The 20,091-nt window shown below is 48.6% G+C and carries 20 protein-coding genes; 8 read left to right on the forward strand and 12 right to left on the reverse strand.

All coding sequences use genetic code 11. The features are described 5' to 3' along the window. The 5 genes from SHD_RS06375 to hemC form a co-directional block, all read right to left on the reverse strand. Positions 1 to 1,752 (reverse strand): retention module-containing protein (locus SHD_RS06375; protein ID WP_023266350.1); only part of this gene is annotated, 1,752 nt, incomplete at its 3' end. Between the two features lie 427 nt (positions 1,753 to 2,179). After that, entirely contained in the window at positions 2,180 to 3,346 is a 1,167-nt protein-coding gene (locus SHD_RS06380; RefSeq protein WP_023266351.1) for a heme biosynthesis HemY N-terminal domain-containing protein, read from the reverse strand. Continuing rightward, the gene (locus tag SHD_RS06385; RefSeq protein WP_023266352.1) at positions 3,343 to 4,572 is read right to left on the reverse strand and encodes a uroporphyrinogen-III C-methyltransferase; all 1,230 of its coding nucleotides are present in this window, start codon (positions 4,570 to 4,572) and stop codon (positions 3,343 to 3,345) included. The genes SHD_RS06380 and SHD_RS06385 overlap by 4 nt, the downstream gene beginning before the upstream one ends. Before the next feature lie 60 nt (positions 4,573 to 4,632). Beyond that, complete coding sequence (locus SHD_RS06390; RefSeq protein WP_023266353.1) at positions 4,633 to 5,373, reverse strand: uroporphyrinogen-III synthase; 741 nt, start codon at positions 5,371 to 5,373, stop codon at positions 4,633 to 4,635. Between the two features lie 4 nt (positions 5,374 to 5,377). Continuing rightward, positions 5,378 to 6,310, reverse strand: a complete 933-nt coding sequence (gene hemC, locus SHD_RS06395) for a hydroxymethylbilane synthase (RefSeq protein WP_023266354.1) — start codon at positions 6,308 to 6,310, stop codon at positions 5,378 to 5,380. A 202-nt stretch (positions 6,311 to 6,512) separates the two neighbouring features. On the opposite strand from hemC, the gene SHD_RS06400 reads away from it, so the two are divergent. Continuing rightward, positions 6,513 to 8,927 carry a class I adenylate cyclase gene (locus SHD_RS06400; protein ID WP_023266355.1) on the forward strand — a complete coding sequence of 805 codons (2,415 nt, stop codon included), beginning with the start codon at positions 6,513 to 6,515 and terminating at the stop codon, positions 8,925 to 8,927. Between the two features lie 40 nt (positions 8,928 to 8,967). Here SHD_RS06400 and cyaY read toward each other — a convergent pair whose 3' ends face one another. Then, positions 8,968 to 9,297, reverse strand: coding sequence for an iron donor protein CyaY (gene cyaY, locus SHD_RS06405; RefSeq protein ID WP_023266356.1), 330 nt, complete (start codon positions 9,295 to 9,297; stop codon positions 8,968 to 8,970). A 79-nt stretch (positions 9,298 to 9,376) separates the two neighbouring features. Here cyaY and lptM point away from each other — a divergent pair, with 79 nt between their 5' ends. The 7 genes from lptM (at position 9,377) to SHD_RS06440 (ending at position 14,739) form a co-directional block, all read left to right on the forward strand. Further along, positions 9,377 to 9,559: an LPS translocon maturation chaperone LptM gene (gene lptM, locus SHD_RS06410; RefSeq protein WP_052030986.1), complete on the forward strand. Its 183-nt coding sequence runs from the start codon at positions 9,377 to 9,379 to the stop codon at positions 9,557 to 9,559. Between the two features lie 42 nt (positions 9,560 to 9,601). Further along, on the forward strand, positions 9,602 to 10,846 hold the full coding sequence (gene lysA / locus SHD_RS06415) for a diaminopimelate decarboxylase (protein ID WP_023266358.1): 1,245 nt from the start codon (positions 9,602 to 9,604) through the stop codon (positions 10,844 to 10,846). A 70-nt stretch (positions 10,847 to 10,916) separates the two neighbouring features. Next, entirely contained in the window at positions 10,917 to 11,744 is an 828-nt protein-coding gene (gene dapF / locus SHD_RS06420) for a diaminopimelate epimerase (RefSeq protein WP_039977715.1), read from the forward strand. Next, on the forward strand, positions 11,741 to 12,376 hold the full coding sequence (locus SHD_RS06425; RefSeq protein ID WP_023266360.1) for a DUF484 family protein: 636 nt from the start codon (positions 11,741 to 11,743) through the stop codon (positions 12,374 to 12,376). The genes dapF and SHD_RS06425 overlap by 4 nt, the downstream gene beginning before the upstream one ends. 48 nt (positions 12,377 to 12,424) lie before the next feature. Beyond that, positions 12,425 to 13,324 (forward strand): tyrosine recombinase XerC, encoded by a 900-nt coding sequence (xerC, locus tag SHD_RS06430; protein ID WP_039977717.1) that lies wholly within the window; start codon positions 12,425 to 12,427, stop codon positions 13,322 to 13,324. Then, entirely contained in the window at positions 13,324 to 14,046 is a 723-nt protein-coding gene (locus SHD_RS06435) for an HAD-IA family hydrolase (protein WP_023266362.1), read from the forward strand. Before xerC ends, SHD_RS06435 begins: the two co-directional genes overlap by 1 nt. A 114-nt stretch (positions 14,047 to 14,160) precedes the next feature. Continuing rightward, complete coding sequence (locus SHD_RS06440; protein WP_023266363.1) at positions 14,161 to 14,739, forward strand: HupE/UreJ family protein; 579 nt, start codon at positions 14,161 to 14,163, stop codon at positions 14,737 to 14,739. A gap of 5 nt (positions 14,740 to 14,744) precedes the next feature. On the opposite strand, the gene SHD_RS06445 is transcribed toward SHD_RS06440, so the two are convergent. The 6 genes from SHD_RS06445 to SHD_RS06470 all read right to left on the reverse strand — a co-directional run bounded on the left by SHD_RS06445 (position 14,745) and on the right by SHD_RS06470 (position 19,885). Next, a complete protein-coding gene (locus SHD_RS06445) occupies positions 14,745 to 15,248 on the reverse strand; it encodes an AlbA family DNA-binding domain-containing protein (RefSeq protein WP_023266364.1) in 504 nt (167 codons plus the stop codon). Between the two features lie 98 nt (positions 15,249 to 15,346). Then, the gene (gene ric / locus SHD_RS06450; RefSeq protein ID WP_023266365.1) at positions 15,347 to 16,087 is read right to left on the reverse strand and encodes an iron-sulfur cluster repair di-iron protein; all 741 of its coding nucleotides are present in this window, start codon (positions 16,085 to 16,087) and stop codon (positions 15,347 to 15,349) included. A 274-nt stretch (positions 16,088 to 16,361) separates the two neighbouring features. Further along, entirely contained in the window at positions 16,362 to 17,036 is a 675-nt protein-coding gene (locus SHD_RS06455) for a Crp/Fnr family transcriptional regulator (protein WP_023266366.1), read from the reverse strand. Positions 17,037 to 17,335: 299 nt separating this feature from the next. After that, positions 17,336 to 18,061 (reverse strand): nucleoside phosphorylase, encoded by a 726-nt coding sequence (locus tag SHD_RS06460; protein ID WP_023266368.1) that lies wholly within the window; start codon positions 18,059 to 18,061, stop codon positions 17,336 to 17,338. Between the two features lie 70 nt (positions 18,062 to 18,131). After that, positions 18,132 to 19,337 (reverse strand): NupC/NupG family nucleoside CNT transporter, encoded by a 1,206-nt coding sequence (locus SHD_RS06465; protein WP_023266369.1) that lies wholly within the window; start codon positions 19,335 to 19,337, stop codon positions 18,132 to 18,134. Then, a complete protein-coding gene (locus SHD_RS06470) occupies positions 19,334 to 19,885 on the reverse strand; it encodes an NAD(P)H-dependent oxidoreductase (RefSeq protein WP_023266370.1) in 552 nt (183 codons plus the stop codon). The genes SHD_RS06465 and SHD_RS06470 overlap by 4 nt, the downstream gene beginning before the upstream one ends. Positions 19,886 to 20,091 lie beyond the last annotated feature (206 nt).

Genomic DNA, 20,091 nt, shown 5'->3' on the forward strand with positions numbered 1-20,091 from the left:
GTCGTTGGTGATAAAGTCACTGCTGGAGCTGCCGGTGTCTTCGGTGATGGCGGTGATGGCCACGGTGTTGCCGTCACCGTCTTGGTCAATCTGGGTGTCTACGCTGCCGTTATCGCTGGCTTTTCCTGTATTACCCGCTGGATCGGTGACTGAAGCCTCTGCAGTGTAGCCACCTTCAGCGATGGGGTTGGTCACATCAACTACATAAGTTCCATCTGGGTTAACCGTCGTTGTAAGAGTTTGTTGTGCTCCCGTACTGTCGGTAACAACGATAGTGATAGTACTACCTGGAGGAGCATCGGTTGTACCCGTGATAGTGGGCGTTGTATCTTGCGTGTCATCGGGCGCACTCACAGTGATCACTGGACCTGTAGTGTCCAGAACTGCGGAATCACTGCCTTCTGGCGAGGTGTTCCCTGCTGCATCTGTTATGGTTGCAACGACAGTGATTGTTTCACCTTCAGCAGGAGCTGGAAGCGTTAGATTAACAAATCCATTATCTATGTCCTCCTGCGTTAGGATGTAATCAACACCATTAACTGTGAGCGTATCTCCCGCATTCGCGCCAGTACCCTCCAAGCCAATAGTGACGTTTACTTCGGTTGCTCCACCAAGTTCTTCATTACTGATGAAGCCGTCATTGTTAGTGTCTGTAATGATAGTGACACTAGGACCGCCATTTGCAACCGGAGTGATATTAATCGTTAATGTTGCGGTTGAACCAGTATTGGTGGTGTAAGTAATGACGGGTACTTGGCCATTCCAGAATTCGTTAGGTGTGAATGTGTAGGAACCGTCGGCATTGATGACTAAGCTACCGCCTTCTAAAGTAACTGTGGTGCCAGCTGCAACCGTTTGACCGTTGACTGTAAAGCTGGTCACGGACAGTTCATTGTCCACATCGCTATCGTTATCTAGCACGTTACCAGTTGCTACCGTATTTTCATCGACAGTATTTGTGTCGTTGGCAAGAACTGATGGGTCATCAACTGGAGTGATATTAATGGTTAATGTCGCAGTTGAGCCAGTGTTGGTGGTGTAGGTAATAACAGGAACTTGACCGTTCCAGTTTTCATTTGGCGTGAAGGTGTAAGAGCCATCGGCATTGATGACTAAGCTACCGCCTTCTAGAGTAACTGTTGAACCTGCCGCAAAACTTGTACCGTCAACACTAAAACTCACCACACTTAAAATTGTGTCAGCGTCAGTATCGTTATTGAGCACGTTACCTGTGGCTACTGTATCTTCATCAACGGTAATACTGTCGTTTGCTAATACTGAGGGAGAGTCTGTCGCAATAGATTGATCTGGCGTGTTACTAGCAATCGCTGCGAGTGTTTGTCCTGATGTGCTATAGCCGGATGTTGCAATCGCTTCGGCCCCATCGCGGGCAAGACTTACGTAACCGGAATTACCATCACTGGCAGGGGCATTGCCTGCAGCGGTTTCAGGTAAGTTTTTCGTTGGGTCCTCACCTGAAGCAATAAGATCTTGTAATGCTTGGATTTCATCAGGTGTTGCTTCAGCGTTTGTTGGGGTAGCTGCTGTAATAGCTGGCGCTGCCTCGTTTGATAACTTAGTGCCATCATCAAAAGTGATTTCGTAAGTGGCATTTTCACCAATGTGGAGAACGGCACCCTTTGGGAGTTGTTCGCCATCCTTAGCGGGTTGTTTTGAACCATCAACTTCGATATTGATCTGCCCATTAACTAACTTGAGCAAACCTTTCTTTGATGTAATTACCGATCCCATAATTAGCTCCCAACAGCCAAAGTGTGTTAATCCGAAGAAGCACAAATTCAACAAAAATGCAGAATTGTGATACAAGTGGTGAAATTTTAGCTGGGTAAGTAGCGCAAGTCAATTTTTTGACGCACCTAGATGGCTTGCTGTGACTGGGTTTTACTGGAGGAGAGACTGAATAATGTCGTTTATAAACCAAAAAACTAGATGTTGTATCTTAAATCACAAATGCAACTGTATCTAGTGTCATTGATTTCTATGTTTAAACATTTTTATAACAATTTGTGCTTGAAATAGATATTAAAGTTTTATGAATTGTTTGAGATGTGCAAGAGGTTGACCGCCAACTTCAGTTATTAACCAATAAATTTGCTTAGGCAATACCTGCTCAACAAGCATTGTCGCAACCCGCTAATGGGGCTGCGACGGCAAAATATTATAGGTTTACCGCTTGGCGATAGCTTTGATTAGCATTGCCCTGTTCACCTAATTGCTCTTGAATGCGTGCTAGCGCAAGCCAAGAGTCTTTACTCGGGGCAAGGCGACACACATTCTGCCAGCAGGTTTTCGCTTCTTTCATGTCGCGGGTTTGTTGATACAGCAGTGCTAAGCATTTTTGGTAATCAGCATTATTCTCATGGGTGATTTCATGCTTGAGCAATTGCTTGCGGATCTCTTCGTCATGGGCGGTGACGATCTGTGGAATCACTTCTAACAGTGCTGACTCTGGCGAGCTACGTAGCTTTTTCGAGAGTAATTTAAGCGCTTGGTCTTTACGATTAAAGCGGCATAAGCCCATGGCGTAAATCGCTAAAAACTCAGACTGGTTACGTTCATCGCGTGAAAGCCATTGCCAGCATTGCTCTAGGGCATCTTCCCCTTTAAGACTCGCCGCTTTTAATAGGGCGCAATGGGTTTCAACGCTGAGTGCAGTTAACTTTGCATCATCTAGAATTTGGCGTTTCTTCAATATTGGCAGCAATAGCTTAAGTGCTTCCCAGTCTTGTTGCGCGCGATATAACTCGAGGGCGAGTTTCAGCACTGGGGCTTTACTCTTACTGGTTGGTGCTAACTTATCGAGTTCCGCTCTGGCTAAGGCTAATTCACCTTGTTTGAGTAAATAACGGGTACGAGTGGTTGCTACCGCATTGGCCGTCATAGGTTGGGCTTCTGCGCGGGCAAGATATTGATCTCGCTCTGCAATTTTATTTTGGTGTTGCGCGGCGCGTGCTGCGGCTAACAAATTTAATGCTGGCAATTCACCGTTGTCGGCCCCTTTAATCATGGCGCGCTCTGCCGCAGGCCAATCTTCTTCGGCAATGGCAAGTGCGCCGATGAGGGTGTGTTTTTTGGCGGAGCGGCGACGCCAATGCTGCGGGATAAAACGGCTACGTAGCAGCAGATTAATCACAGTGATCACTAGCCATTCCAGCACTTGGAATAGGGCATAGAACACGATTAACATGATGATGCCAAAAACTAAACTGGTCTCAAGCTGATAATCGCCAGCGGCAATATACACATAGCCAGTATTGCCAACAATCCAAGGGCTAATACACAAACCTATTAATATGAACCCAAGAAATATCAATGCTTTAATCATAGCTGTGGTTCCTCTGAAGAGGTGAGCTCACCATAGCTGGTTAACTGTAATAACAGCGGCTTAGCGGCAAAGGATTTCAGGGTGATCGGGTCAAGCTCGAGTGTTGCCAACTTGTCGATTTCGGCAATCGCTTCACTAGTTTGATGGGCTTGAACATCAAAATAGGTTTGGATCCACTGGCGCGCCATCATCAGTGATTGATGATAAGCGGCTCTATCATAGCGATAGAGTGCCAGTTGTGATTGCAGCAGTTTATGGCGGATATTCTCAACCAGATACCATTGTTGCTCTGGCGCGAGCAGGGCTGGCGCATCGGCGGTGCGATGGCGAATGGTAATAAAATCTTGGGTCAACGCCTTCCAAGTTTTACTTAGATTGCTTTGCCAATCATTCAGATCGCCAGAAATGGCCGTATCTTCCGGTGTACTTGAGGCGTTGTCGGCGCGGTTAAGTGGTAATTTGTCGAGTTGATCGATTAAGGCATTGAGTGCTAGTACACCACCTTCAATATCCACACTCTTAATATTGGTAGTCGCCGCAATATCCTTGGCCAGCGCCTTACGGATTGGCAGTAATGCGGGGTTGTTCATCGCGGCAATGGTTTCGTCGGCTGACTTTAATAAGTCGGTCGCTGTGCGCGGATCTTTTTCGAGCCAAAGTTTACGACCCGCCATGTTCACCAAATATTCGGCTTCCGAGGCCATCCAGTGGGTTGGGCTACGTTGGGCCAGCTTATTTAATCTGTCCTGCAACTGGCTTTGGTCTGTGGCGAGTTTCGACAATTCTTGGAAGGTTTTGGCATCGGACAGTTGTTGTTGCTCAAGCTGTGCAATGCGCTGATTCGGGACGAGTAAAGCCTGCTGTAACTGATCTTGCAGGGCTAGATTTTTTGTCTCTTGCAATTGAAGCTGTTGCTGCATTTGTTGATACAGCAAATAGCCGCCACCTATGGTGCAAACGGTTAAGCCTAAGGCCAGTAACACACCGAAACGAATCGCCCAGGAGCTGCGATTCACTTGCAACACTTGGCGAGCCGCTTGAGTCGATTCGGGTTTGCTGGCTTGCGGCTTAGTATCGGCAGGTTTAACGGCTTTATCTTCGAGTTGATTGGCCTGGGGTTCAGAAGCTTGGGTCTGTGGCGCAGCGTCATCGGTATTGACCGACGGAGCGAGAACTGGGGTAGCCTGTGACTCTGGGCTTTGGGCGTCGTGCTTGTTGTTATCCATTTAACAGTCCTTAAAATCATGCTACTGCCGAAATTCGAGTAAAATCGGGCTAAATAGCACTTAGAGTTTAAGGGCGTTTAGCACGGCTTTGCTGTTGGCGGCATTGGCATTGGTGACTTGGGCTATACCAAAGGCATGAGCTTGAGCTTCTACTCGGTTACTGGGGACTATGATATGACATGAGCGCAGCCATGCAAATAACTCTTTTGGCACTAGATTAATCAGATTATCCAGTACTGCACCACTCGTTACGACGATAGTATCTATCCCTAAGTCACGCCAGTGTTGGCTAACCGCAGCGCCATCGAGTGGCGGGCAAGCGCGTTGATAGACTTCCCAATAGCGTACCTTTGCACCTCTGGCGCTCAGTTGCTCGGCGAGGGCTTCACGACCACCGACACCACGAATGATAGTGATATGTTTGCCTTGGATATGTTGCAGTGCAGGCAATGTCAGCAAGCCTTCTGTTTGCTGGCAATCATCTGGTGCTTCGAGAGCCTCAATTCCCTTCTCTTGCAGCGCTTCCCAAGTTGCATGACCTACGGCGAAATAATGCACGTTTGGCCAGTCTTTAACTTGGGCTGTATCGACTTTAAACGCAGCATCAGCAAAGCTCACCGCATTGGCGCTGATGCAGATAACCATATCGACATTAGCGAGTGGATGCGAAGTGTCTGGGGGCAGAGGAGGCGTGGCCTCGACACAGAGGAGTGGGGTAACGCAGTGGTCGATACCTTTTTCAGTTAAGGCATCGACCATTGACTGATTGCGCCCCTCGGGGCGCGTCAGTAAGACTTTCATCGTCTTAGGCTTTTGCGTAAACAGCGTCGAGGATGCTTTTGGCGCCTTTACTCAGCAGTTCTTCTGCAAGGGCGACACCGAGTTGCGTGGCTTCGGTCTTTGGACCTGTGATCACGCCTTCGATGATTTGGCTACCATCGGGATTACCCACGAGGCCGCGCAGTGTCATCTCATCGCCGTTTATTTCGGCAAAGGCACCAATAGGTACTTGGCAGCCACCCTCGAGGCGAGTATTCATGGCGCGCTCGGCGATCACGCGGTAGCGAGTCTCTAAGTGCTCTAAAGGTGCTAAAAGCGCTTTTACGCGTGCATCGTTAGTGCGGCACTCGATACCAACAGCGCCTTGACCGTTGGCGGGTAAAGATTCTTCCGCAGAGATAAAGCTGGCAATACGCTCTGATAACTTCAGGCGAATTAAACCTGCCGCAGCTAGGATAATCGCATCGTATTCGCCGTTATCGAGTTTCGCGAGGCGGGTGCCGACGTTGCCGCGCAGATCTTTGATAATCAGGTCTGGACGTGAGGCGCGTAGCTGGCACTGACGACGTAGGCTTGAGGTGCCGACTGTTGCACCAAGTGGCAGCTCACTGATTGACTTATACAGGTTAGACACAAAGGCATCACGCGGATCTTCGCGTTCACAAATCACTTCCAGCCCTAAGCCTTCGGGGAAATCCACTGGCACGTCTTTCATTGAGTGCACTGCGATATCGGCTTGATCTTCCAGCATGGCGACTTCGAGTTCTTTTACAAACAAGCCTTTACCACCAACCTTTGCTAAGGGAGTGTCTAAGATAACATCGCCCTTGGTGCTCATTGGCAATAGTTCCACCACGATACCTGGGTGAACGCGTTCTAATTCTGCTTTAACAAATTCAGCTTGCCACATGGCTAGCGGACTCTTGCGGGTAGCGATACGTATGCGGTTTTCAGACATGCCTAGTTTCCATCCGAGATCTTAGTTGCGCCAATGCTAACATTGGCTATTCGCGAATGTAAGGAAGCCGTATCGATTCTTTGAAGTCGGCGGTGTTCTAAATAACATAAAAATGTGATGGATATCTCATTTAGTTGCTCCGCTTTGCAAAAGTGTTAACATGAGCACACTTCTCAATTGTGCTTAAGTGTCGTGTTCTAGGATGGATCAGCAAGGTCAATTTCCTGATATCGCAGAAAGACTTAATCAAGTTCGTATTGCACGAGCTTTGGCTTTGCTTTCGCCGCTGCAAAAGCATTTGTTCCGTTTAATCCCCTTTCTTATTCAGCAGAATAGCGTTCAGTATCCTGGCTTTGTCGATGTCAATACGCCGTGTGGGATCCAAGGTTATTGTCCTGACTCAGTTGAGGCACAGGCCTGTGATGTATTTAAGCTCCCCTTTATTGCCAGCGAGGTTGAAAATCCAGCCTTTGAAGGCGTTTATGCCATGGGCAGCACTGCAAGCTTTGGTCAAAATGCTAAGAGCGATGTGGATGTGTGGTTAGTGCACAACGCGCAGTTATGTGATGACGACTTAGCCTTAATCAAATTAAAAACTGAGCGTTTAACTGCCTGGTTTGCCGAGTATCAATTTGAGGTGAATTTTTATTTAGTTCACCCACTGCAATTTTGTGGGGATATGGCGCAGCGTTCGGGCTGCCAATCGTCGATGGCCCATGAGCACAGTGGTAGTACTCAGCACTGGTTATTGCTTGAGGAGTTTTACCGTAGCCAAATTCGATTGGCGGGCAAAACCGTTGCATGGTGGCCGGATGCCAAGCTCAATCCTGAGCTGTTATACCTGGGCAATGTGCATGAGTTACCAGCAAGTGAGTACTTTGGAGCTTCGCTTTGGCAGCTCTATAAAGGCCTTAATAAGCCCCATAAGGCGTTGATAAAAATACTGCTACTTGAGGCCTATGCGAGTGAATATCCCCATTCGCAACTCTTGTGCGACAGGTTATGGCAAAAGACCTTAGGGGGAGATTTCTCAGCCTCTAACGATGCCTACTACGCGATTTATGAGGTTATTGAGGCTTACCTATTAAAGCAAAATGATAGTCGCCGACTCGAGATTGTACGTCGCTGTTTTTATCTCAAATGCGGTGTGTTTTTGAGTGTGGAGGCTCAGGGTAAAGATTGGCGTTATGCCAAAATGCAAAAGCTGGTGCAGGAGTGGCAGTGGCCCGACAGTTTGATCACTACCTTAGATGATTGCGAGCATTGGCATAGTGGCCAGCTCAATTGGTTTAATGAGCAACTCAATGAATTACTGCTGGCGAGTTACCAAACCTTACTGCGTTTCGCCTCGACCCATGAGTTAAACGAGGGACTCAGGATTGAAGAGTTGGGGATGCTTACTCGCAAACTGCACACTTACTTCAGCCAAGATGAAGACCAAATCGCTAAGTTGAATTTACTCTGGAGCCGCTCGGTTGCCGAATCTGAAGTGACCATGGTGTCTAGTGCCAAGGAAAATCTGTATTACCTCTATCGTCAGGGACCAATTCCCCGCAATCTTTTAGGTGAATCAGCTATTTGTAAAGGGAAAAGTCCTTCGTCGTTAATGATCTGGGCCTGTTTAAATGGGGTCTCGACCTTGGAAACCAAATGGTATGAATTTGGTCAGGGCAAAGCCAAATCTAGCCGTTTGACAGAAGCCTCAAGGCGACTGCTTAATTTTATTGACCATGATTGGCGAGTGTCGAAACTCGATTTATGTCAGCCCTGGCATTTTAGAAAGCTTATTTTTGTCCTTAATCTCGACTGTGATCCTACCGTCAATTGGCATGGGCAAGAGATGATGGTCGATGTGATGAATGCCAACGTGTTTTCATTGGGCCGTAAGCAGGAAAATATGCTCGGCGCCCTCGATGCTATCTGCCTCAATAGTTGGGCAGAGTGGCAATGCCACCGTTTTGAGGGCGAAACTGCGGTGTTGCAGGCGCTATCGTTTGTCACGCCGGGATTAAGACGAGCAACCCATCCCGTTGATATGGATGTGATTAGCTGCTCGCAAAAACTTAGGCCACAACTTAAGTTAGCGGTGAAAAACCTGCTGAAACAAACCGTGCGCCTCTGTCAACAAGTGCAGCAATCGAGCACCTTAGTGCAGCCGCTGCAAATCAGTCATACCCGTTATGGGATTTTCTTTAATCCATTAGGCATGGCGTATCAGGACTTGAGCGATGCCAAATCTTTCTATCAGCAGCTGTCACGCAGTCATTTGGTGCAATTACCTCGGCCTGAGTTGGGCGACGATCCCTTTTCGAGTATGCCGAAAATTATTCAGAACTTTGCGGCTAAGGGCGCGATTCAATATTTTCTGCGCCAACGCGCTGACAGCCTAGATGTGTTTATTCTCGATGAGGAAAATCAGTTAAGCCATTATGTGCAGTCTGGTTCGGATATGAGCGAACTGGTTAACAAGGTGAGTCATCACTATGTGTTTGATGAATTTTATGCATCAAAAGCACGCTTTAATATTCCGCAGTTTTTCCAGCTGGTGCGGGTGGCCGGCGAGTTGACCGTGATGCCTTTTGGGGTGGATATCAATAATGCCAATGTGGAGTTTTAAGCGGGAATCATTTCCCGCTTAGCAATGTCATATCCGCCTATTATAGGCTCAATGCGATACCGCTCTGGCGAAGGATGGAGTCCTGCACAAAGGGCATAAACTCGCCACCATTACGACCATCAATCCATTTACCATCAACAAAACCAAAGTGATAGCCACCGAAACGGGTCGCAACCCAGATTTCATGTAAAGGCTCTTGTTTGTTGATGACGATTTTCGAACCATCGACAAATTCCAGCTGTAACACGTTACCGCTGGCATCGATATCCACATCGGCGTCTTGTTGATCAATTGCGGTTTCGATAGCGGTCTCTATCGCTTGGAACATGTCATCGGCGAGCTGGTGAAATTCTGTATCTGTCATGGCCATGCATTTCTGTCCTTTGCTTTCGTCAAGATGGGTGCGATTATAAGGCTATTAGTCACCAGATGCACAGATGTTGAGAAAAATGAGACTGTTTTTATTGTTATTGCTTGGTAGCCTATTCATTACAGCATGCGGTCAAAAAGGCCCCCTGTATAAATCCTCTCCCGCAGAGGTGACTCAGTCTAAAAAAGTCAAGGCGCCTGAGAGAGAAGCAACCCCTGCTAATCCGGCGGAGCCTCAAGCTGAAACTGAAATAACACAATAATAATCAGCATAATTACAACAAAGCGCAGTAAGGAATCGGACATTGGATCACTTTCTCTACCAAGACAATACCCTGTACGCCGAAGGCTGTCGGGTCAATGATTTAGCCCAGCAGTATGGCACGCCACTGTATATCTATTCCCGTGCGACCCTCGAGCGCCATTGGCATGCGTTTAACAATGCGGTGGCCGACCATCCACATTTAGTGTGTTACGCAGTAAAAGCCAACTCGAACTTAGCGGTACTTAACGTATTGGCTCGCTTAGGCAGTGGTTTTGATATTGTCTCCGGTGGCGAGTTAGCGCGGGTGATGGAGGCCGGTGGCGATCCGGCTAAAGTGGTGTTTTCTGGCGTGGGTAAAACCGTTGCCGAAATGGAACAAGCGCTTAACCTTGGTATTTATTGCTTTAACGTCGAATCAAGCGCCGAGCTTGACCAACTTAACGACGTTGCTGGTCGCTTAGGTAAAGTTGCCCCTGTGTCGCTGCGGGTGAATCCCGATGTCGATGCCGGAACGCATCCCTATATTTCTACTGGCCTTAAAGAGAACAAATTTGGTATCGCCATGGATGAGGCCGAAGTTGTATTCGCCCGTGCCCATGCGCTGCCACATTTACAGGTAAAAGGGGTCGATTGCCATATCGGTTCACAGCTGACCGAGATCCAGCCTTTCCTCGATGCGATGGACAGAATGTTAGCCCTTATCGACCGTCTGGCCGAGCAAGGCATTGTGATTGAACACTTCGATGTGGGTGGTGGTTTAGGGGTAACCTATGATGATGAAACCCCGCCGCATCCCGATGTTTACGCCGCTGCACTGCTCGCGCGTTTAGGCGATCGCAAACTCAAGTTAATTTTCGAACCGGGTCGTGCCATTGCCGCTAACGCGGGGATTTTCGTGACTCAGGTGCTGTACCTTAAAGAAAACAGCGATAAGCGTTTTGCGATTGTCGACGGCGCGATGAACGACTTAATTCGCCCAGCACTCTATAGTGCTTGGCAAAATATCATTCCGGTAAATCCAAGGGATGAACAGGCACAAGTATTTGATATCGTAGGGCCAGTGTGCGAAACCGGTGACTTTTTAGGTAAAGACAGAGCACTCGCGATTGCGGCGGGGGATTTGCTGGTCGTGCGCTCAAGCGGTGCCTACGGTTTTGCCATGGCCTCAAACTATAACACTCGTCCGCGTGCGGCCGAGGTGATGGTTGATGGTGATAAGGCTTATCTAGTGCGTGAGCGAGAAAAATTAGCGCAGCTCTGGCAAGGTGAGCAACTCCTGCCGTAAACTAGAAAATTATATTGATTCAGGCGCTTGGCTAGTTAATGGCGGCGCCTAGGCTTAAAGGATAAGTATCTTGATCCAATTCACTAAGATGCACGGACTAGGCAACGATTTTATGGTGGTCGATGGTGTCACGCAGAACGTGTTCTTTTCGCCTGAGCAGATCCGCCGTTTAGCCGACCGTAACTTTGGCATAGGTTTCGACCAACTTTTACTGGTTGAGCCGCCCTATGATCCCGATTTGGATTTTCACTATCGTATCTTTAATGCCGACGGTGGTGAGGTCGAAAACTGCGGTAATGGCGCCCGTTGTTTTGCGCGCTTTGTTCGCAATAAAGGACTGACGAATAAGAATAAAATTCGTGTAAGCACCTCTGCGGGTAAGATGACTCTGCGCCTCGAACGTGACGGCACCGTTACTGTGAACATGGGCGTGCCCGTGCTCGACCCAAGCCAAATTCCTTTCAAAGCCAAAAAGGCCGAAAAAACCTATCTGCTGCAAACGCCGCAACAAACCTTTTTATGTGGCGCGGCCTCTATGGGCAACCCCCATTGCGTGCTCGATGTCGAAGATGTTGCTAACGCCAATGTCGCCGAAATTGGCGCGCTGCTCACTAGGCATGAGCGTTTTCCGCGCGGGGTAAACGTGGGCTTTATGCAGGTGGTGAACTCGGGCCATATCAAGCTTAGAGTTTATGAACGTGGTGCGGCCGAGACTTTAGCCTGTGGCACAGGCGCTTGTGCCGCCGTGGTGGTAGGGCAGATCCAAGGCAAACTTGACCAACAGGTGCGTGTCGATTTGCCGGGTGGCACCTTAACCATCAATTGGGAAGGTGAAGGCAAACCGCTATGGATGACGGGACCTGCGCAGCACGTTTACGATGGACAAATTCAGTTATGACCGAGCCTTTGATGCCGCAGACCAATCTTCCCTTCGATGAGTTGATTATTCGCGAGTACCTACTCGATAACCCAGACTTTTTTAATCGATATCCCGAGCTGTTATTGGCGATGCGTTTGCCCCATTCGGAGCGCGGCGCGATTTCTTTAGTCGAGCGACGCCAAGAGTTACTGCGCCAACGGGTTGGGCAACTCGAAGAAGAAATCACCAGTCTGCTGGCGATGGCGGCACGCAATGAAAAGATATTTCGGTTTAACACTGAGTTGTCTTTTAAGTTACTCAATTGCGTTAATTTAGAAGCGCTTAAAGAAGTGCTGGCCGATAATTTAAAGACGCAGTTTAATTTTACCCATGTGCGTCTTATCAGTGTGTTAGACGCTGATGTTGAGATGCAAGCGATTTGGGCGCAGCGCCTACGTAAGGATTACTACTTTGGCCGCTTAACCCAGCAGGAAGCGAAACGCCTGTTTGGTAGCGAAGTGGGCTCAGTCGCGTTAGTGAAGTTAGCCGATAATATTCCAGTAATTTTTGCCATCGCTAGTCATGATGCTACTCATTTCCATCCGGATATGGACAATATGTTGCTCGAACAATTACGTCGGTTACTCGCACATATGCTGGCCAAACTTTAAGGTACATGGTCCGCCTTGCCTCAATTCCCTAATGATGAGGAGCTGGAGATGCCCCCGCAGTGTCAGTCCTATTTGCAGCAATTTGAAACCTATATGCAGTCGGAGCGACAGTTATCGGCGCATACGGTTCGCAATTATATGTACGAGTTGCAGCGGGGAAGCGAGTTACTGCCCGAGGGCGTTGATTTGCTCAATGTGGGCCGTGAGCATTGGCAACAGGTGCTTGCTAAGCTGCACCGCAAGGGCTTAAGCCCCCGCTCGCTATCATTGTGGTTGTCGGCCATCAAACAGTGGGGAGAGTTTTTATTGCGCTCAGGCGTGATTGAACTCAATCCTGCTAAGGGACTGAGTGCGCCCAAACAAGCCAAACCGTTACCTAAGAATATCGACGTCGATTCTATCTCGCATCTGCTCGCGATTGAGGGCAATGACCCACTGACCCTGCGTGATAAAGCCATTATGGAGCTATTCTACTCCAGTGGATTGCGTTTGGCTGAGTTGGCGGCGCTGGACTTATCCAGTGTGCAATACGATCAGCATGAAGTGCGCGTCTTAGGCAAAGGCAACAAAGAGCGTATAGTCCCCGTTGGGCGTTACGCTATAGAGGCCATCAGTGCTTGGCTTAAGTGCCGCAAACAAATTCCCTGTGAAGATAGCGCATTGTTTGTCACCGAGAAGGGCAAGCGTTTATCCCATCGCAGCATTCAGGCGCGGATGAGCAAATGGGGTCAGGAGCAGGCGCTTTCTATGCGGGTGCATCCCCATAAGTTACGCCATTCCTTTGCTACGCATATGCTGGAATCCAGTGCCGATTTACGGGCGGTGCAGGAATTATTAGGCCACGAAAACCTATCTACCACGCAAATTTATACCAGTTTAGATTTCCAACACTTAGCTAAGGTGTATGATAACGCCCATCCTAGAGCGAAAAAACAACAGGATAAATAATGCGTTGTTATCTTAGACCCCAGAAGATTCGTGCAATTAGCTTCGATCTCGATGATACCTTATACGATAACGAGCCCCACATTCTTAACGCCGAAGCCGAGCTCACGCAGTTTTTGCATCAGGCTTATCCGCTGACTCAAGCTTGGCAACCGCAGCAATGGCGACTGCTCAAGTTGCAACTGATACAGCAAAATCCGGCCCTTGCCCATGACACCTCTGCGGCGCGAATTGCGACCCTGCACAAAGGCCTTTTACTGCTCGGTTATAGTGAACTTGAGGCAAAACGTGGCGCGCAGGAAGGTTTGGATTGTTTTTATTTTCATCGCAGCCATTTTCAGGTTTCAGACGACGTCTTGGCACTACTCACGCGCTTATCGGCCCACTTTCGCTTGATTGGTATCACCAATGGCAATGTGGACGCACAGCGTATCGGCTTAAGTAATGTGTTCGAATTTGTGCTGCATCCTGGCAGTGGTGTGCGGATGAAGCCAGCTAAAGATATGTTTTCACAGGCCTGTGAAAGACTAGATATCGGCTTAGATGAACTGCTGCACGTTGGCGATAGTATGAATGCCGATGTTCGTGGTGCGCGTTTAGCGGGGTGTCAGTCGGTTTGGCTCAACCCAAGTTTTGGCCGCGTGGCGTCGCTGCCTATTGCAGCACTCTTGCCCCATATGGAAATTGCTTCACTCGATTCATTACAAGAAATGTTATTGCCTTAAAAGAATAGCAGCCTATTTAAAGTGATAGGGATCAAGGATTGGCATATCGTTTTGCCGTAGAGTATTAGCATTTGTTTAACTCAGTTGTTACGCTTTCACTAACAAGGAACTGCTATGGTGCGTTTAAGTCTGTTGCTCCTCTTGAGTCTATCGTTTATTGCCCCTGCGTCGGCGCACGAAATCCACTCCGGTGGTGGTTTTATGGCGGGCTTTAATCATCCTGTTTTAGGCTTTGACCATCTCCTTGCTATGTTAAGTGTGGGCATGCTCAGTACTCAATTGGGCGGCCGCGCTATTTGGACTGTGCCCTTAGCCTTTGTGTGTTTCATGTTGGTGGGTGGTATTTTAGGGTTATACGCGATTCCGGTGCCTTTTGTCGAAATTGGCATTGCGCTATCTGTCTTATTGCTTGGGCTGGCGATTGCCTTTGACCGCCAATTACCGCTGTTGTTTGCGATGGCATTTGTCGGCGTGTTTGCGATTTTCCACGGCCATGCCCATGGCATGGAAATGCCAGAGCTCGCCAGTCCCGTGCTCTATGCTTTTGGTTTCTTATTCGGTACTGCGGTTATCCATTTAGGTGGCGTTATGCTAGGGCTTGGCATGCAGCGGGTCACCGGACAGCGCAGCTTAATGCGGGTATCGGGCGTGGCGATTGCTGCTATGGGTGGCTATTTACTCGCGGGTTTTTAGAAATACTACCGCGCCTTAAGTTGCTTATTGCAGTGATGGGCGCGGCGCAGCATTTGTGTAACCTGTCTTCGGCTGGCGTGCATGTCGGCATCTCCCACACGAAAATAAGTCCCCGTATAAGGATCTGTACCGATAAATACAGGCTTTAGGTGCTCTGGCGCGATCGGTACGCGAATTCTTATCAGTTTTTTATTCATAATTTCAATCAGCTGCACATCGGAAATCGCCAAAATATTATGGCTGGTGCGGCTTGGGTCATCGAGGATTTCCCAAAATTCCTGTAATACGGGTAGTGGATTAGGAATGCCTTCAATGGTGAAGTGACCATGTTCTTCACGCACCCCGAGGATAATCTCGCCACCTAAGGTATTGGCGAAGGAACTATAGGTTGCCCAAATATCTTCGGGGAGTTGGCCTTGGCCATTACGCCCATGTGCCAGTTTAAACTCCACTTGGGCAGATTCATGCAGTGAACCAATATCGTCGAGTGCGAATGTGGGGTATGTCATGGCGGCTTATCCTAGCAAGGCACACCACTTTTTGTAACACGCCAAAATCACAAAGGCCAGCAGTTGTGCTGACCTTGGTGGTTAATCAATCTTGTTTATTAGGCGAGTTGCAGCGCCTTAGGGAAGAGGATGTTATTCTCTAAATGGATGTGTCGGTGCAAGTCCGCCTCAAATTCGACGAGAGTCGCATAACATACGCGCCATGTGGTGCAGGCGTATTCCGGCGGCGTAAAGTCATTGGTTAACTCGTGTAGCTTTTGCAAAATTTGTCCGGCTTCTTCGTGCTCGTATCGCATCGCATTGATGGGGTTGCCGATATGACCAAAACAACCTTGCACTTGTTCGCCTTGACTCATGGCGCGGATCGCGGGGAAGAGGATATTTTCTTCCTTCATCAAATGCGGCATTAAATCTCCAATTAAGGCGCGTACCCAACCAGCGAAGGGAATAATCTCTGCATAATGCTCGCCATGGGCGCGTACCATTTTCTCTGAATATTCGAGCAATAATGGCGCCTTAGCACGAACGTATTGGTGGTGGGTTTGCTCGATATAATCGATCAACTGGTCGAGGGGTAGCTGATTGAGCTCATTTTCTTTAGCGCCAGAGTCCGAGACTGCCTCCAATGCCGCAACAACCTGCTCAGGATTGGCTTCTGCTCGCTCACAGGCCTTGATCAGTGCTCTACCACCACCGCAGCAGAAATCGATACCAAATTGGCTAAACACATGGGCGCGACGAAAATCCTCAGCAACTAACTCACCCACTTTACGATCAAGCCATGGTGAGATTGAGGGTTCTTCTATTTGAGGACCAGACGAGAGATTAGCTGACAGCATAACAACACTCCAAAGCGCAAATAATTTACATGCATAATATTTGCAGCTTTAAAGTGGTGCAATAAATCCCGACTAAAATACTCAAGATTTGCCGCAGCTGTCACATAAATAGCGTCTGTTAAAAAGTCATATGGGGATTATCAAGCTGGAATTGGATGAGTCCTTTTGAGATTTGATTCATCTTAAGAGGAAATCGCTAAAAAGCGCCGCATACTAAGATGATTTGATGGGGTGTAGCGCCTATTGAAACAGCAAAACTCCCCTGAAAGTTAAACTACTCAGCAATAAAAGCAGTGAGCGCCTTTGGATCGATAATATGCAGCTGCTGATCGCGTTTTTCGACAAGGCTGAGTTCAATCAGGGAGTTGAGTGCGCGGCGGTAGACGCGACTGCTGGTGCCGAAGCGTTCGGCTTCTTGCTCGACCTTGTTAAAGGCTCCGAGGGCGAGATTGTTTTGGCTGCGTTGTAGCAAATCGAGGGCGATATTGACGGCGATGGGATGCAATAAGCGGTTGGTGTAGATTGCCATTGAGTCCTGGTAATCCCATGCTAGCGCGGAGGCAAAAAACAGTGCTAATTGCGGTTGCGTGATGATGCATTGTTGCAGTTTGGCCGCACAAATTACCTCGACTTCTATTTGCTCTTCAGCCACCACAGTCCACTGACAGGGCAGTTGGGTAAAAAACTCAATTTCGCCAAAAATATGCTGGTCACAATTTAGCTCGCCAAGTTGAAAGCGCCGACCATTATTGGCGCTGGTATACATGGCGACTTTCCCTACAGATACCACGTAGAGCTCACGCACATTTTGCCCTTGTTGCAACATGATATCTCCGAGGGCAAAGTGGCGGGTGGCCGTTTGGCACTGAAATAAAGCTTGCTTAAAGAGTTCGCGCTGCTCGTTTAAGGTGTCGCCAAAGCGGCTAGAGAGTTCAGGATGTAACTGCATGTTGATGATAGTTGCGGATTACTAATGCGATTAAGGTACGCATTTCGCCGCAGGATTGATACTTATTCGATCATAAAATCAGTTAATCGGTGCATACAGGTATTTTGGTAGCGGTGGATGATAGCGCACAATGCGCGTCGCCGCTGTTGTGGCGCTGCAAACTCTGTTGTGGGCTTGGTGTAATGGAAGTGTGGGTGAATGGGATAATGGCGCATTGGCTGCGCCATTAAGAGCATGACTTTGTGGTTATCTGATGCTGCGTTTAGCGGCAATGCGGGCCGCTTTAGGCTCAACAGGCTTCAATCACACAGTGCGTTGAGCGCGGCTAAAATGGCATGTTGCTCACCTTGGGCGCTTGCCTTGGACGATGCTACATAGTCATTAACGCCTGCTTTAACATCCTGATTAAACAGCACTACGTTGGCGAGTATGGCCGCCACTTCAATTTGGCGCAGTCGGCCGACGGTGAATAAGGCTGCGGTTTCCATATCGGCCCCGAGCACGCCTTGGCGATGCCAATAGTGGCAGAGGTCCTGTTCTTGATCGGTATAAAAACTGTCGTGGGAGCGCACTATGCCGCTATGGGCAATAATATAATGCTGCGCGCAGTATGCTTGCAGTTTGCCGACCAAGCGATGATTGGCACAGGCCGGAAAACCGGGCTTTACATAGCTGGCAGAGCCGCCATCATCACGAACGGCGGCCTCGGCAATAATCACATCACCTATGGCTATCTGCGGTTGTAGCGCACCAGCAGAGCCGATGCGGATAAGTTGCTTTACACCGCATTGATACAGTTCCTCAAGGGCAATGATCGCCGAGGGCGCGCCAATGCCAGTGCTGCAGACGGTGACTGTAGTGTCGCCATAACGGCCACGCATCAGTCGAAACTCACGGTTATCCGCCAAGGGTTCGACATCCGTTAGATGCGCCGCGATGCGGTTGACTCGATTGGGTTCGCCGCAGACGACGGCTTTTTCACTGACTTGATGGGGCGCGACGAGAATATGGGGTTGAATACTCATTGTTGACCTTTATCAATTACTTAGCTTGGCGGTAGCCCTAAGTTTTATCGGGCTACCGCGAAGGGAATACTTAGATAAACAAACTGACAATTGCAGCATTCATTAAGTTTGCTAACGTTGCCGCTAGCAGGACTTTCATCCCGAGCTGGCCAATCAGCCCTGCACGTTGTGGGATCATTTTACTCAGGGCGCCACACACCATGGCCACTGAGCCGATATTGGCAAAACCGCAAAGGGCAATGGTCATAATGGCATTACTACGTGCAGACAGTTCCACATTGCCCATATTGGCGAAGGCAACAAATTCATTCATGGCGATTTTTTGCCCAAGGAAAGCGCCGGCTGTGCTTGCTTCAGCCCATGGAATACCAATCAACCATGCTACTGGCGCAAACAAGGTGCCGAGGATCATATCCACGGTTAAGGTTGACATGCCAAACAGTTCACCAATTGCCCCCAATCCGCCGTTCAACAAAGCCATGAGGCCAATGCAGGCAATAATGACTGCGCCGACGATGGCAGCGATTCCCATACCAGCAATAGCACCTTTGGCTATGGCATCAATAAAGCTGCTGGGCTTTTCATCATCGGGTAATTCGGGCACTTCGTTAACGGTTGGCTCGGTTTCAGGGATAAGCAACTTAGCGAACATCAACCCCGCAGGGGCAGACATAAAGCAGGCCATAATCAGATAATTAAGTGCAACGCCCATCCCCGCAAGGCCCGCTAAAATGGAGCCTGCAATCGAAGACAATCCACCGACCATGACCGCAAAAATTTGCGCGCGGGTGAGAACGCGGTGATAGGGCTTGATCAGTAACGGTGCCTCGGTTTGGCCGAGAATAATATTGCCCGCCGCATTCATTGACTCCGCCCGTGACGTGCCGAGCACTTTTTGTAAACTGCCGCCAATGATCAACACAAACCACTGCATAATGCCTAAGTAGTACAACAAAGAGGTGAGCGCGGCAGTAAAGATGATTTGTGGTAAAACCTGTAACGCCCAGACAAAACCAATGCCTTCAACACTGAAATTGACTAAGCTGCCAAAGGCAAATTTAATCCCTTCAGTACCATAACCAAAGACTTTACCTACGGTATTCGATACGGCCAGCAGCACATCGGCACCAATTTCGGTTGCTAGCACAAAAAATGCGAGCGCGATAATAATGCCAAATGCACCGATAACAGCGCGCCAGCTGATCAAACGGCGGTTATCAGAACACAACAAACCAACGCCTAAGAGCACTAAAATGCCAAGGATGGACTGGATCATACAGAGTGGTCCTTATATGAATTAACGGCTGCAATTACACGATCTGCGTGGGCCTTTGCAAGGGAAAGAGTGTTGGATTTATTGCCACCTTCAGCGGCAGTGGAGTTCATCTCAAAGCTAATAATGGTATCGATAATATCGACAGCGGCTGCGCGAAATGGGTGTTCGTAAGCTTGCTGGTATGCGTTAAAGGGTAAAAAGTTAAAGCCCGTCTCGCTGTAAGATTCCTCAGTCGCCCCCGCAGTGATAGAAAATAAGACAGGTTTACCTTGGAGCTGGCTACCATTGGGGCCAAAGGCAAAACCATAGGTAAATACCTCATCAATCCAATGTTTGAGCACGGCGGGATAGGTGCTCCAATAGAGCGGGAATTGCACCACTATTACATCGGCATCAAGCAACTGTTGCTGCTCCGAGGCGATATCGCCATCAAACTGAGCCACTGAATTGATATGCCAGCCCAGTTGCTCAGCCTCAATGGCAAGTATGCTGGCATTGGCAACAGACTGGGTTAAGTTGGGGTGCCCGTTTAGCACTAGTATGTTCATTTGCTAGCTCCTGAGAGAAAACGGTGCCACTTTGCAGCCAAAACCAGAGGCTCAAGCACCGTGTTACGAAGTCATAGCGTGGATTATAGGGAGGGAAGAACGAATGCCAGAGGACATTTGTCTCCTAGCACCTGATTCAGTTCATACTATTGTGATAATTTGATTAACACATCGATGTAAAGATGAATGAAGTGATAAATGCCGTA

The sequence above is a fragment of the Shewanella decolorationis S12 genome (assembly GCF_000485795.1).
In the GTDB taxonomy this organism is placed as follows: domain Bacteria; phylum Pseudomonadota; class Gammaproteobacteria; order Enterobacterales; family Shewanellaceae; genus Shewanella; species Shewanella decolorationis.

Coding starts and splice junctions, on each gene's coding strand:
- SHD_RS06425 (WP_023266360.1), top strand. CDS start 11,741: ATGACCGAGCCTTTGATGCCGCAGACCAATCTTCCCTTCGATGAGTTG.
- SHD_RS06455 (WP_023266366.1), bottom strand. CDS start 17,036: ATGCAGTTACATCCTGAACTCTCTAGCCGCTTTGGCGACACCTTAAAC.
- SHD_RS06470 (WP_023266370.1), bottom strand. CDS start 19,885: ATGAACATACTAGTGCTAAACGGGCACCCCAACTTAACCCAGTCTGTT.
- SHD_RS06435 (WP_023266362.1), top strand. CDS start 13,324: ATGCGTTGTTATCTTAGACCCCAGAAGATTCGTGCAATTAGCTTCGAT.
- lptM (WP_052030986.1), top strand. CDS start 9,377: ATGAGACTGTTTTTATTGTTATTGCTTGGTAGCCTATTCATTACAGCA.
- SHD_RS06465 (WP_023266369.1), bottom strand. CDS start 19,337: ATGATCCAGTCCATCCTTGGCATTTTAGTGCTCTTAGGCGTTGGTTTG.
- ric (WP_023266365.1), bottom strand. CDS start 16,087: ATGCTGTCAGCTAATCTCTCGTCTGGTCCTCAAATAGAAGAACCCTCA.
- hemC (WP_023266354.1), bottom strand. CDS start 6,310: ATGTCTGAAAACCGCATACGTATCGCTACCCGCAAGAGTCCGCTAGCC.
- xerC (WP_039977717.1), top strand. CDS start 12,425: ATGCCCCCGCAGTGTCAGTCCTATTTGCAGCAATTTGAAACCTATATG.
- SHD_RS06400 (WP_023266355.1), top strand. CDS start 6,513: ATGGATCAGCAAGGTCAATTTCCTGATATCGCAGAAAGACTTAATCAA.
- SHD_RS06445 (WP_023266364.1), bottom strand. CDS start 15,248: ATGACATACCCCACATTCGCACTCGACGATATTGGTTCACTGCATGAA.
- cyaY (WP_023266356.1), bottom strand. CDS start 9,297: ATGGCCATGACAGATACAGAATTTCACCAGCTCGCCGATGACATGTTC.
- SHD_RS06385 (WP_023266352.1), bottom strand. CDS start 4,572: ATGGATAACAACAAGCACGACGCCCAAAGCCCAGAGTCACAGGCTACC.
- SHD_RS06460 (WP_023266368.1), bottom strand. CDS start 18,061: ATGAGTATTCAACCCCATATTCTCGTCGCGCCCCATCAAGTCAGTGAA.
- SHD_RS06380 (WP_023266351.1), bottom strand. CDS start 3,346: ATGATTAAAGCATTGATATTTCTTGGGTTCATATTAATAGGTTTGTGT.
- SHD_RS06440 (WP_023266363.1), top strand. CDS start 14,161: ATGGTGCGTTTAAGTCTGTTGCTCCTCTTGAGTCTATCGTTTATTGCC.
- SHD_RS06390 (WP_023266353.1), bottom strand. CDS start 5,373: ATGAAAGTCTTACTGACGCGCCCCGAGGGGCGCAATCAGTCAATGGTC.